Annotated in this window: 7 protein-coding genes; all 7 read left to right on the forward strand. The window is 69.4% G+C overall.

Annotated elements, in window-relative coordinates; all coding sequences use genetic code 11:
• Positions 1–180 precede the first annotated feature (180 nt).
• The 7 genes from ACG10_RS07245 to ACG10_RS07275 all read left to right on the forward strand — a co-directional run bounded on the left by ACG10_RS07245 (position 181) and on the right by ACG10_RS07275 (position 13,110).
• Positions 181–4,257 (forward strand): DEAD/DEAH box helicase, encoded by a 4,077-nt coding sequence (locus ACG10_RS07245; RefSeq protein ID WP_089167703.1) that lies wholly within the window; start codon positions 181–183, stop codon positions 4,255–4,257.
• Between the two features lie 297 nt (positions 4,258–4,554).
• A complete protein-coding gene (locus ACG10_RS07250; RefSeq protein ID WP_089167704.1) occupies positions 4,555–6,312 on the forward strand; it encodes an ATP-binding protein in 1,758 nt (585 codons plus the stop codon).
• Position 6,313: 1 nt separating this feature from the next.
• Complete coding sequence (locus ACG10_RS07255; RefSeq protein ID WP_089167705.1) at positions 6,314–7,651, forward strand: sigma-54-dependent transcriptional regulator; 1,338 nt, start codon at positions 6,314–6,316, stop codon at positions 7,649–7,651.
• 325 nt (positions 7,652–7,976) lie between these two features.
• Positions 7,977–9,272: an MFS family transporter gene (locus ACG10_RS07260; RefSeq protein ID WP_198319069.1), complete on the forward strand. Its 1,296-nt coding sequence runs from the start codon at positions 7,977–7,979 to the stop codon at positions 9,270–9,272.
• A 355-nt stretch (positions 9,273–9,627) separates the two neighbouring features.
• Positions 9,628–10,584 carry a TAXI family TRAP transporter solute-binding subunit gene (locus ACG10_RS07265; protein ID WP_089167707.1) on the forward strand — a complete coding sequence of 319 codons (957 nt, stop codon included), beginning with the start codon at positions 9,628–9,630 and terminating at the stop codon, positions 10,582–10,584.
• A 121-nt stretch (positions 10,585–10,705) separates the two neighbouring features.
• The gene (locus ACG10_RS07270) at positions 10,706–12,730 is read left to right on the forward strand and encodes a TRAP transporter permease (protein WP_089167708.1); all 2,025 of its coding nucleotides are present in this window, start codon (positions 10,706–10,708) and stop codon (positions 12,728–12,730) included.
• The gene (locus tag ACG10_RS07275; protein WP_089167709.1) at positions 12,727–13,110 is read left to right on the forward strand and encodes a DUF1850 domain-containing protein; all 384 of its coding nucleotides are present in this window, start codon (positions 12,727–12,729) and stop codon (positions 13,108–13,110) included. The genes ACG10_RS07270 and ACG10_RS07275 overlap by 4 nt, the downstream gene beginning before the upstream one ends.
• The last annotated feature ends 98 nt before the right edge of the window (positions 13,111–13,208 follow it).

Here is a 13,208-nt window from a genome sequence, read left to right on the forward strand (position 1 = left end):
ATGGGGTGGAGGAAAGATCTGTTCGCCGAGACTACGGGTATCCGGGCCTGCGCGGCAACCGTGCGGTTGTCCGCAGGAATGGCGGGTGCTTCACCATGCCGCTGTTGGCCTCTCGCCAGCTGAATGAGTTAGCTTGCTAAGATTCTGTCAGTCCTTTGCTTTGTCGCTTTCGGGGTGCCCATGTCCAGCTCAGCCGCCCGCTCGACCCTCGCCAGTCTGCCCGATGCCTACAAGGCGCTGCTTTACGTCCTGTTCCTGGCCACCCCGCGGAACAAGACCGCGCTGCTCGAGCAGCTCAAACGTCTCGGCGTGCGCGCCACCAACAGCCGCGCCATGGACGGCGTGCTGCTCGGCGAGATGCTGGAAACCCTGGAGCGCCTGAACTGGCTGGAGCGCGGCGACGAGCGCAGCTTCTTCAGGCTGAACCCGGTGGCCTGCAATCAGGTGCTGCTGCTGCTGCAGAGCGAGCCGCACTGGTGGCCGAAGCTGCGCGGCGGGCTGATCGAGCACGTCGCCGCCGCGCCGGGCAGCCTGCCGCTGAGCCTGTGGCGCGGCCTCTGGCTGGCCCTGCTGGCGGGCGAGGTGCCGGAGCTGACCCAGCTGCTGCTCGGCATGGAGCAGGAGCGGGGCGAGCTGCCGCATCCCTGCGGCCAGCTGTTGGCCGACGAAACCGGCCGGCAGCTGTTCGCCCGGCTCGTCCCGGGCGTTCGCGAGGTGTTGCTGGAGGACTACCTGACCCGCGCCAACAGCGGGCTGGTGGCCGCCGGGGAGGCCTACCGGCAGGGCCTGGCCCTGCTCGACGGCGGTCAGGCGAAGTCCGCCGAGCTGGTTTTCCAGCTGTTTCTGCAGGCGCTCTGGCGCGGTGACTGGCCGCGCTTCGAAGCCCTGGGCCGGGACGAACGGGCGGCGTTCGGCAGGGCTCTCCGGAGCCTGCTGCACGGAGAGTCTGCCGAGGCATTGGAGTTCATTCAGGAGTACATCCGCATCCAGCGCGGCAGCCGCAAGCGCCGGGTCGAGCTGCCGGCCACGCTCAACGCCTGCTACTGCCTGCTCCTGCTGATCGATGGCGACAGCCAGCAGCATGCGGCGCTGCGCCAGGCGCTCGGGCTGGGACTGAAGAAGGGCCTGGGCAGCGCCTACGACGTCTTCGAGAAGCTCTTCGAGCAGTTCCAGGGCAAGGGCGGGCGCTGCCCCGATCCGGCCTACCGGATGCAGCAGCTGCAGGGTTTCGACGGTTTGCTGACGGCGATCGCGCTGTACTGGATGGACGCCCCGGCGTCCTCCGCCTGGCAGCGGCGCCTGCAGCAGTTCCGCGCGGAGCTGGCCGGCGAGGGCTACGCCTGGCTGGTGGCCGAACTGGACGTGCTGCTCGAGCGGCAGTTCGGCACGCCCCCCGCGGAGGCAGACTGGCACCGGCGTCAGGGGCTGCAGCCGCTGGTCGAGCTGTACCGCCGCCAGGAGCTCTGGGAGCATGCCCTCGCCGCGCTGGCCGCGCTGCGTCCCGGCTCCCGCGCCAGCGTCCCGGCACAGCCGCAGAGCAGCCAGCGCCTGGCCTGGATGATCGGCAGCGCCACGGCGCAGGTGCCGAGCGTCGAGCCGCGCGAGCAGAAGCTCGGCGCCAAGGGCCAGTGGAGCCGGGGCAGGGTGGTGTCGCTCAAGCGCCTGCTCGAGGAGACCGACAGCTTCGACTACCTGCTGGAGCAGGACCGCCGGGCCATCCAGCAGATCCAGATGCACAGCGATTACTACGGCATCCGCTACCAGCTCGACGGCGAGCGCGCCCTGCCGCACCTGGTCGGCCATCCGGCGCTGTTCTGGAGCGACGCGCCGGAGGTGCGCATCGACCTGCTGGCCGGCAGCGTGGCCCTGGAGTTGCAGCAGCGCGGCACGCAGATCCACCTGGCGCTGATCCCCGAGGGGATCGCCGCGTGCGACGGGCTGTTCGTCGAGCGGGAAACCCCGACCCGCCTGGTGATCTATCCGCTCGGCCGCGAGGCCCGGCAGATCGCCGACATCGTCGGCGGCGGGCTGGGCGTGCCGCAGGCGGCCAAGGCGCAGCTGATGGAAACCATCGGCAGCATCGCGCCGCTGTTGCCGATCCACTCGGACCTGCCGGAGCTGGCGGTGAACATCGACAAGGTGGCCGCCGACGACAGGCTGTACGCCCACCTGCTGCCCCTGCAGGACGGCCTGCGCCTGCAGCTGCTGGTGCGGCCGCTGGCCGGCGGCAACTGGTTCCGCCCTGGCCAGGGCGCGGAGAGCGTGCTTGGCGAGCAGGAGGGCAGGCCGCTGCAGGCGGTCCGCGACCTGCCGGCCGAGCGCCAGCGGCTCGAGCAGGTGCTGCAGGCCTGTCCGGCGCTGGCCGAGGCCGACAGCGACGGCCACGAATGGCAGCTGGCCGAGCCGCAGGCCGCGCTGCAGGTGCTGAGCGAGCTGCAGGGACTGGACGCCGGCCTGCTCGAGTGCGTCTGGCCGGAGGGCGAGCGCATGCGCATCAAGGCCCGGCCCGGTCTGCGCCAGCTGCAGCTGCGCCTGCGCCAGAGCGGCGACTGGTTCGAGCTGGACGGCGAGGTGGTGGTCGACGACGGCCGCGTGCTGCATCTGCGCCAGCTGCTCGAGCTGTTGCAGAGCAGTCCCGGGCGCTTCGTCCGCCTCGGTGACCAGGACTGGCTGGCCCTCGGCAGCAACCTGCGCCGGCGCCTGGACGAACTGGGCCGGCTGGCCGAGCGCAATGGCGATGCCGGCCTGCGCCTCAATCCGCTGACCGCGCCCTTGCTCGCCGAGCTGGCCGAGGAGGTGGGCGGCTTCGAGGCCGATGCCGCCTGGCAGGAACACCTGGCCCGCCTGGAATCGCTGCGCGACTACCGGCCGCGGGTGCCGAGCACCCTGCAGGCCGAGCTGCGCGACTACCAGCTGGAGGGCTTCGACTGGATGGCGCGGCTGGCCAAGTGGGGCGTCGGCGCCTGCCTGGCCGACGACATGGGCCTGGGCAAGACCCTGCAGACGCTCACCCTGCTGCTGCACCGTTCCGCCGCCGGCCCGCAGCTGGTGGTGGCGCCGACCTCGGTGACGCCCAACTGGCTGGCCGAGACCACCCGCTTCGCGCCGACCCTGCGCCTGCACGCCTATCGCGAGAGCCGCAGCCTGGACGGGCTGGGCCCGCGCGACCTGGTGGTCGCCAGCTACGGCCTGCTGCAGCTGGATGCCGAGGCCTTCGCCGCCCGGCACTGGACCACCGTGGTGCTCGACGAGGCGCAGGCGATCAAGAACGCCGCCAGCAAGCGCTCCCAGGCGGCCATGGCGCTGCAGGCGGATTTCCGCCTGGTCGCCACCGGCACGCCGCTGGAGAACCACCTGGGCGAGCTGTGGAACCTGTTCCGCTTCATCAACCCCGGCCTGCTCGGCAGCCGCGAACACTTCGCCCAGCGCTTCGCCGGACCCATCGAGCGCGGCGACCAGGGCGCGCGCAAGGCGCTCAAGGCGCTGATCCAGCCGTTCATCCTGCGCCGCCTGAAGAGCCAGGTGCTCGACGAGCTGCCGGCGCGCACCGAGGTGGTCTACCGGGTGCCGCTCTCCGACGCCGAGCTGCACCTCTACGAGGCCATGCGCCAGCAGGCGCTGGATTCCCTCAGCCAGGGCGGCGAGGAGGGCAGCCAGTCGCCGCTGCGGGTGCTCACCGAAATCACCCGGCTGCGGCGCTTCTGCTGCCATCCGAGCCTGGTAGTGCCCGACAGCGACCTGCCCGGCAGCAAGCTGGCGGCCTTCGCCGAGATCGTCGAGGAACTGCTCGACAGCCGCCACAAGGCGCTGGTGTTCAGCCAGTTCGTCGATCACCTGAGCATCGTCCGCAAGTGGCTGGAGGAGCGCGGCATCCGCTACCAGTACCTCGACGGCTCGACCCCGGCCAGGGAGCGCATGGCGCGGGTGGAGGCCTTCCAGGGCGGCGACGGCGACATCTTCCTGATCAGCCTCAAGGCCGGCGGCACCGGCCTCAACCTGACCGCCGCCGACTACGTGATCCACCTCGACCCCTGGTGGAACCCGGCGGTGGAGGACCAGGCCAGCGACCGCGCGCACCGCATGGGCCAACAGCGCCCGGTGACCATCTACCGGCTGGTGGCGGAGAACACCATCGAGGAGCGCATCCTCGCCCTGCACGGGCAGAAGCGCGACCTCGCCGACAGCCTGCTGGAGGGCGGCGAGGTCAGCGCCAAGCTCGACGCCGAGGCGCTGCTGCGCCTGCTGCGCGGCGGGTAGGGCCTGTCGACGTTTGGGCGTAGGCCGCGACGGAGGCCCGTTTGGCGCAGAACAAGGAGCGAGGAGAGAAGTTTGGTCATTCCAAATGAACGACGAGCGACGCCGTGCTGCGCCAAACGGGCCCCGTCCCTTCGGGTTGCGCGGCAAATGCCGCCATGCGGCGTTGCGGGTCTTGGCAAGGGAATGACCATTGCCGGCGACCCGCGCCTTGCCTGGCGGCATTTGACGCGGCAACGCGGCTCACGCCCAAACGTCGACAGGCCCTAAGCCGTGGCGTTTCTCTCCGCCCGCCGGCGCATGCTGCTGGTCGTCCTGGCGATCCTCGCCGGGCTGCTGGCCAGCGTCTGGCTGGCCGGGCGCTACGCCGAGCGGCGCCACTGGAGCGAGACCGCCGTCGAGGCCCGCGGCCAGCTGGAGCTGTACGCCCAGTCGCTGCGCATCCTCGTCGAGCGCTTTCGCGCATTGCCGGCGATCCTTGCCCTGGACAGCGAGATCCAGTCGCTGCTGCGCGACGCCGCCGATCCGCTGGCGCGCGAGCGGCTCAGCCGGCGCCTGCAGCGTCTCAATCGGGAGGCGGGAGCCGGGGTGATCTTCGTGCTCGACCTGCAGGGCAAGGCCATCGCCGCCAGCAACTGGCAGGAGCCGGGCAACTTCGTCGGCGGCAACTATGCCTTCCGCCCGTATTTCCAGGGCGCCCTGCGCGAGGGCAGTGCCCGCTACTTCAGCGTCGGCGTGACCACCGGGGTGCCCGGCTATTTCCTCTCCCGGGCGGTGCGCGACGCCGATGGCCGCATCCTCGGCGTGCTGGCGCTCAAGCTGGTGATGGAGGACCTGCAGCGCGACTGGGCGCGGCAGACGGGCATCCTGCTGGTGACCGACCAGCACGAGGTGGCCATCCTCGCCAGCCGGCCGGCCTGGCGTTTCCGCACCCTGCAGGGGCTGTCGCCGGAGTTGCGCGCCCGTCTGGTCGATACCCGTCGCTATGGCGACCGGCAACTGCAGCCCCTGGCGGTGCGGCCGCTGCGTCAGCTCGACGGCGACGCCGAGCTGCTGGGCATCGACGGCCCGGATGGCCGGCGCGACTACCTGCGCCTGCGCCAGCCGCTGGCCGACGAGGGCTGGACCCTGCAGCTGCTGCGCGAGGCGCGCGTGCCGGGCGGCGCGGTGCGCGGCTACGGCCTGGCGGCGGCCGGCATCTGGCTGGCGCTGGCGTTCCTCTTCCTGTTCCTCGGCCAGCGGCAGAAAAACCGCCGCCTGCTGCTGCGCCGCCGGGCCGAGCTGGAACAGCTGGTCGAGGAGCGCACCGCGGCGCTGCGCCAGGCCCAGGACGAGCTGGTGCAGGCGGCGAAGATGGCTGCCCTGGGACAGATGTCGGCGGCCCTGGCCCACGAGATCAACCAGCCCCTGACCGCCATGCGCATGCAGCTCGGCAGCCTCGGCCTGCTGCTGGCGAAGAACGATCCGGCGGCGATGCGCACCTGTCTGGAGCGCATCGACGGCCTGCTCACCCGCATGGCGGCGCTCACCGGGCATCTCAAGACCTTCGCCCGCGACACCCCGGGCGGCCTGCGCGAGCGCCTGCAGCCGGATACCGTGGTCGATCATGCGCTGCTTCTGCTCGAGGCGCGCATCCGCCAGGACGCCGTGCAGGTGCTGCGCCGGCGCGCGCCGCAGGCCTGGGTCGAGGGCAATGCGATCCGCCTCGAGCAGGTGCTGGTCAACCTCTTGCACAACGCCCTGGACGCCATGGCCGGCAAGGCGCTGCGCGAGCTGCGCATCGAACTGTGCCGGGACGCCGGCGACTGGCTGCTGAGCGTCGCCGACAGCGGCGGCGGCATCGCCGCCGAGCATCTGTCGCGGGTCTTCGAGCCGTTCTTCACCACCAAGCCGGTGGGCGAGGGGCTCGGCCTGGGACTGGCCGTGTCCTATGGCATCGTCCGCGAGTCGGGCGGCCAGCTGGAGGTGCGCAACGCCGGCGACGGGGCGCAGTTCGTCATCCGGCTGCCGGCAGCCTTGCCGCCGGATACACTGCAGGCCGGTTCGCAGGAGCAGTGAGATGACGCAGCAAATTCTCTTCATCGACGACGAAGCGCCGATCCGCGAGGCGGTGCAGCAGTGGCTGGAGCTGTCCGGCCTTTCGGTGCGCACCTGCGCCCGCGCCGAGGAGGCGCTGGCGCTGCTCGACGCCGACTTCCCCGGGGTGGTGGTCAGCGATGTGCGGATGCCCGGGATGGACGGCCTGGCCCTGCTCGAACGCCTCAAGGCGCTGGACGCCGAGCTGCCGGTGATCATGGTCACCGGGCATGGCGACGTGCCCATGGCGGTGACGGCGATGCAGCAGGGCGCCTACGACTTCATCGAGAAACCCTTCACCCCCGAGCGTCTGCTCGGCAGCCTGCAGCGCGCCCTCGACAAGCGCCGGCTGGTCTGCGAGAACCGCGCGCTGCGCCGCCAGGTGACGCAGCAGGGGCGCATCGAGAGCCGCCTGCTCGGCGTGTCGCCGGCGATCCAGCAACTGCGCCGGCAGATCCTCGAACTGGCCGACACCTCGGTCAACGTGCTGATCCGCGGCGAAACCGGCAGCGGCAAGGAATGCGTGGCGCGCTGCCTGCACGCCTTCGGTCCGCGCGCCGACAAGGCCTTCGTCGCGCTCAACTGCGCGGCGATTCCCGAGCAGCTGTTCGAGAGCGAGCTGTTCGGCCACGAGAGCGGCGCCTTCACCGGCGCCCAGGGCAAGCGCATCGGCAAGATCGAGCATGCCGCCGGCGGCACTCTGTTTCTCGACGAGGTGGAGAGCCTGCCGCTGGCGCAACAGGCCAAGCTGTTGCGCGTGCTGCAGGAGAAGAGTCTGGAGCGCCTCGGCTCCAACCGCAGCATCGCCGTCGACCTGCGGGTGATCGGCGCGGTCAAGCCGGACCTCGCCGTCGAAGTGCGCGCCGGGCGCTTTCGCGAGGACCTGCTGTACCGCCTCAATGTCGCCGAGCTGCACATTCCGCCGCTGCGCGAGCGGCGCGAGGACATTCCCCTGCTGTTCGAGCACTTCGCCCACGCCGCGGCCGAGCGCCATGGCCGCGAGCCGCGCCCGCTCGGCTCCGCCGAACTGGCCCGGCTGCTGGCCCACGACTGGCCGGGCAACGTGCGCGAACTGGCCAACGCCGCCGAACGTCACGCCCTCGGTCTGGGCGGCGGCGCCGGTGCGGCGGCACCGCAGTCGCTGGCCGCGCAGCTGGAGACCTTCGAGGCGCAGTGTCTGCGCCAGGCCCTGCAGCAGTGTCGCGGCAACATCGCCGAGGTCATGGAGCTGCTGCAGCTGCCGCGGCGCACCCTCAACGAGAAGATGCAGCGCCACGGACTGACGCGCAGCGAGTTCCTGCCGGCCGACGATCAGGACTGAGCCGCCGTCGGCGGATTCTTGCCGATTTGCCCGCTGGCGTCGGCGGCAGTCTGCCGACCGCCGCCGGCCATTCTGTCGCAAAGCCGCAATCCAGAGCCTTCCCGTGTCTTGGCCTGGTTCATGCTAAAGCACCCTCCGTTGCCCTGGCACCCGGCGTGACGACTGTCCGCTCCGCTGTCCAGAGGCTCCTTGCCGGCTGCGCGGCGACTGCCGCGCAGCAAGGAACTCCCAGAAGAAACGGAGAAATACAATGACAATCCCCAGCAGTCCCGACCTGTGCGTCCCTGCAAACCTTGCCGCCGACCGCCCCGACGAAACCCCGCGCATGACCGCACGGGATACCGAGTACACGGCTGCCGAGCGTCGCCAGCGAATCTTCGCCATCGTCGGCGCGTCTTCCGGCAACCTGGTGGAATGGTTCGACTTCTACGTCTACGCCTTCTGTGCCATCTACTTCGCCCCGGCCTTTTTCCCCACAGCCAATCCCACCGTCCAGCTGCTCAACACCGCCGGGGTGTTCGCGGCGGGCTTTTTGATGCGCCCGATCGGCGGCTGGCTGTTCGGCCGGATCGCCGACAAGCACGGTCGCAAGACCTCGATGCTTATCTCGGTGCTGATGATGTGCGCCGGCTCGCTGGTGATCGCCTTCCTGCCGACCTACGAGAGCATCGGCGTGGCCGCGCCGGCCCTGCTGCTGCTCTGCCGCCTGTTCCAGGGCCTGTCGGTCGGTGGCGAATACGGCACCACCGCGACTTACATGAGCGAGGTGGCGCTCAAGGGCAAGCGCGGCTTCTACTCCTCGTTCCAGTACGTCACCCTGATCGGCGGCCAGTTGCTGGCGGTGCTGGTGGTGGTGATCCTGCAGCAGCTGCTCAGCACCGATGAGCTGAAGGCCTGGGGCTGGCGCATCCCGTTCGTGATCGGCGCCATCGCCGCGGTGATCGCCCTGTTGCTGCGCCGTTCCCTGGAGGAAACCACCACCGCGGAAAGCCGTGCCAACAAGGAAGCGGGCAGCATGGCCAGCCTCTTCAAGCACCACAAGGCCGCCTTCATCACCGTGCTCGGCTACACCGCCGGCGGCTCGCTGATGTTTTACACCTTCACCACCTACATGCAGAAGTATCTGGTCAACTCGGCGGGTATGGACGCCAAGACTGCCAGCGGCATCATGACCTTCGCACTGTTCTGCTACATGCTGATGCAGCCGCTGTTCGGCGCCCTGTCCGACCGCATTGGCCGGCGCGCCTCGATGCTCTGCTTCGCCTCCCTGGGGACGCTGTGCACCCTGCCGATCCTGATGACCCTCAAGACCGCCGGCAGCCCGGTGCTGGCCTGTCTGCTGATCATCCTGGGCATGGCCGTCATCAGCTTCTACACCTCGATCGGCGGCATCGTGAAGGCCGAGATGTTCCCGCCGGAGGTGCGTGCGCTGGGCGTCGGCCTGTCCTATGCCATCGCCAACGCCATGTTCGGCGGCACCGCCGAATACGTGGCGCTCGGCCTGAAGTCGATCGGCCATGAGGAAGTCTTCTACTGGTACGTGACGGGCATGCTGGCGATCGCCTTCTGCTTCAGCCTGCGCCTGCCGAAGCAGGCGGCCTACCTGCACCACGACCGCTGACCGTCGTCCCGCCCGCCGGCCCCGGCGGGCGTTCCCGCTGCTCTTCCAGTCCCGTCTTCCGGGACGGCCTTCCGCAGATCAGCGGATTTTTGCCGACGTATGCTCCTGCCTCGACAAAATCCGCTTACCATCCTCCGGCTTTCCGGCGCAAACCCGCATTCCAGAGCTATCGCATGCTGGTGGCACTATGGTTGCGGTATGCTGGTGAGGTTATGCCGGCCGAATCCAAGAACAGCGTTAGGGCGAGTTTCCATCCTCCGCATGCCCGTTGTTTCTCCGTCAGCCGTATAGCTCTACCTTTTGCCGCCTGCGGGCGGCGAACGCAGTATCCATGGAAGAAATCTGGAGAACAAAAATGAAACTGAGCAAGCGTTTTGGCCTGTTCGCTGCTGCCGCGGCCTTCACTGCCAGCACCGCGGTCCTGGCCGCGCCCACCTTCATCAACATCCTCACCGGGGGCACCAGCGGGGTCTACTACCCGGTCGGCGTCGCCCTGTCGCAGCTGTACGGCAAGAACATCGAGGGCGCCAAGACCTCGGTGCAGGCGACCAAGGCCTCGGTGGAGAACCTCAACCTGCTGCAGGCCGGCCGCGGCGAGCTGGCCTTCGCCCTCGGCGATTCGGTGGCCGACGCCTGGAACGGGGTGGAGGATGCCGGCTTCAAGGCGCCGCTGAAGAGCCTGCGGGCCATCGCCGGCACCTACCACAACTACATCCAGGTGGTCGCCAGCGCCGATTCCGGCATCAAGTCCCTGGCCGACCTCAAGGGCAAGCGCATCTCGGTCGGCGCGCCGAAGTCGGGCACCGAGCTGAACGCCCGGGCCATCTTCAAGGCCGCCGGGATGACCTACGAGGACCTGGGCAAGGTGGAGTTCCTACCCTATGCCGAATCGGTGGAGCTGATCAAGAACCGCCAGCTCGACGCCACCCTGCAGTCCTCGGGCCTGGGCATGGCGGCGATCCGCGACCTGGCGACCACCATGCCGGTGACCTTCGTCGCCATTCCTGCCGAGGTGGTGGCGAAGATCGGCAGTCCGGCCTACCAGGCCGGCGTGATTCCGGCCGGCACCTACGAGGGGCAGACCGCCGACGTACCCACCGTGGCCATCACCAACATCCTGGTCAGCCACGCCAAGGTGTCCGACGAGGTCGCCTACCAGATGACCAAACTGATGTTCGACAACCTGCCGGCCCTGGGCAACGCCCACTCCGCGGCCAAGGACATCAAGCTGGAAAACGCCACCAGCAACCTGCCGATCCCGCTGCACCCCGGTGCCGAGCGCTTCTACAAGGAAGCCGGCGTGCTGAAGTAAGCCGTCCGGTTTGCGGCGGCGGCGCTCCGGCGCGGCCCGCCGCACCTGCCGGTGGGGCCTGTGCGTGCAGGTTCTGCCGGTGGCTCTCGTCCTCTTCCCGATTTTCGTCCCGAGGTGTCCCATGAGCGAAAGCCAAGGCATGCACGCCAGTCCCAGCGAGTGGCCGAAGGCGCTGTTCGCCGTCGCCCTGCTGTTCTCCGTTTACCAGATCATCACCGCCGCCTTCCATCCGGTGAGTACCCAGATCCTGCGCGCCGGCCACGTCGGCTTCCTGCTGCTGCTGGTGTTCCTCTGCTACCCGACACGCGGTACCGACCGCCCGTTCCAGCCGCTGGCCTGGCTGCTCGGCCTTGCCGGCATGAGCACCTTCGCCTACCAGTGGGTGTTCGAGGCCGACCTGATCCAGCGCTCCGGCGAGCTGACCGACGCCGACATGGCCATCGGCATCGTCCTCATCGTGCTGGTGTTCGAGGCGGCGCGGCGGGTGATGGGCATTGCCCTGCCGCTGATCTGCGCGCTGTTCCTCGCCTACGGCCTGTTCGGCGAATATCTGCCGGGCGACCTGGCGCACCGCGGCTACGGTTTCGACCAGATCGTCAACCAGCTGGCCTTCGGCACCGAGGGCCTGTACGGCACGCCGACCTACGTCTCGGCCACCTACATCTTCCTGTTCATCCTGTTCGGCTCCTTCCTCGAGCAGGCCGGGATGATCAAGCTGTTCACCGACTTCTCCATGGGCCTGTTCGGCCACAAGCTGGGCGGTCCGGCCAAGGTGTCGGTGGTCTCCTCGGCGCTGATGGGCACCATCACCGGCTCCGGGGTCGCCAACGTGGTGACCACCGGCCAGTTCACCATCCCGCTGATGAAGCGCTTCGGCTACAAGGCGGCCTTCGCTGGCGCCGTGGAGGCCACCGCCAGCATGGGCAGTCAGATCATGCCGCCGGTGATGGGTGCGGTGGCCTTCATCATGGCCGAGACCATCAACGTGCCCTACGCCGAGGTGGCCAAGGCCGCCCTGCTGCCGGCGCTGCTGTATTTCGGCTCGACCTTCTGGATGGTCCATCTGGAGGCCAAGCGCGCCGGGCTCAAGGGCCTGCCCAAGGAGCAGTGCCCGGACGCCTGGGCGGCGGTGAAGCAAAACTGGTACCTGCTGATCCCGCTGGGCGTGCTGGTCTACCTGCTGTTCTCCGGGCGCACGCCGATGTTCTCCGGCACCGTGGGCCTGGCGCTGACCGCCATGGTCATCCTCGGCTCGGCGATCATCCTCAAGGTGTCGTCCAATGCCCTGCGCATCGCCTTCTGGATCGCCCTCGGCATCCTCTGCGCCGGCTTCTTCCAGCTTGGCATCGGCGTGGTGTTCGGCGTCATCGGCGTGCTGGTGGCGATCTGCTGGTTCGTCAAGGGCGGCCGCGACACCCTCACCGTGTGTCTGCACGCGCTGGTCGAGGGCGCGCGCCATGCGGTGCCGGTAGGCATCGCCTGCGCCCTGGTCGGGGTGATCATCGGCGTGGTGTCGCTGACCGGGGTGGCCTCGACCTTCGCCGGCTATATCCTCGCCATCGGCCAGGACAACCTGTTCCTCTCGCTGGTGCTGACCATGCTTACCTGCCTGGTGCTGGGCATGGGCATTCCGACCATCCCCAACTACATCATCACCAGCTCGATCGCCGCGCCCGCGCTGCTCGACCTCGGCGTGCCGCTGATCGTCTCGCACATGTTCGTCTTCTACTTCGGCATCATGGCCGACCTGACGCCGCCGGTGGCCCTGGCCGCCTTCGCCGCGGCGCCGATCGCCCGCGAGAGCGGACTGAAGATCGGCCTGTGGGCGGTGCGCATCGCCGTGGCCGGTTTCGTGGTGCCGTTCATGGCGGTCTACGATCCGGCGCTGATGCTGCAGAGCGACAGCTGGCTGGCGATCCTCTACGTGCTGTTCAAGGCGGCCTTCGCCATCGCTCTGTGGGGCGCGGGGTTCACCGGCCACCTGCAGCGCGACCTGAGCTGGTGGGAGCGCCTGCTGGCCTTCGCCGCCGGGGTGTCGATGGTCATGGCCATGCCGGTGACCGACGAGATCGGCTTCGCCCTCGGCGCGCTGTTCCTCGCCCAGCACTTCTGGCGTGCCCGCCGTGCCGAGGTGGCGACGGCGTGATCGGCCTGTGCCTGGGGCTGGCCGGCACGCTGTGGGCGCAACTGCCCGTGCCGGCTTTCACCCTGGCCTGGAGCCACACGATCGAGAAGGTCCGCTGGGAGGAGGACTACCGCGTCGCGCCGGAGGGCTTGCTGCTCGGCGAGGCGCGGGTCAGGGGCAGCGGCGCCGGCATGGAGATCCCGGACGGCGCCGTGCTGCGCGGCGGCAGCTGGCACTACCGCCGCCAGCTGCCGCCGCTGCAGCCCCTGCGCCTGGGGCGCACGCCCGAGGCGGGGGACTACCAATTGTGCCTCGATGGCGCCTGCCACGCCCTGGCCGAATGGCTCGGCCCGCCGCGGGCGGAGCGACCGGCGGTCGAGCTGTGGAGCTGCGTGCAGTGACCTGACCGTCGTCGGGGCAGGCGGTGGAAAATCGCTGCGCGAGTTTTCCACCCTACGGCTACGGCAAGCCTTCAGGTGTCGGCTTCCGCAGGGTGGGT

The organism is Azotobacter chroococcum (assembly GCF_002220155.1).
Lineage (GTDB): Bacteria > Pseudomonadota > Gammaproteobacteria > Pseudomonadales > Pseudomonadaceae > Azotobacter > Azotobacter chroococcum.

Coding starts and splice junctions, on each gene's coding strand:
- ACG10_RS07245 (WP_089167703.1), top strand. CDS start 181: ATGTCCAGCTCAGCCGCCCGCTCGACCCTCGCCAGTCTGCCCGATGCC.
- ACG10_RS07250 (WP_089167704.1), top strand. CDS start 4,555: ATGCTGCTGGTCGTCCTGGCGATCCTCGCCGGGCTGCTGGCCAGCGTC.
- ACG10_RS07255 (WP_089167705.1), top strand. CDS start 6,314: ATGACGCAGCAAATTCTCTTCATCGACGACGAAGCGCCGATCCGCGAG.
- ACG10_RS07260 (WP_198319069.1), top strand. CDS start 7,977: ATGACCGCACGGGATACCGAGTACACGGCTGCCGAGCGTCGCCAGCGA.
- ACG10_RS07265 (WP_089167707.1), top strand. CDS start 9,628: ATGAAACTGAGCAAGCGTTTTGGCCTGTTCGCTGCTGCCGCGGCCTTC.
- ACG10_RS07270 (WP_089167708.1), top strand. CDS start 10,706: ATGAGCGAAAGCCAAGGCATGCACGCCAGTCCCAGCGAGTGGCCGAAG.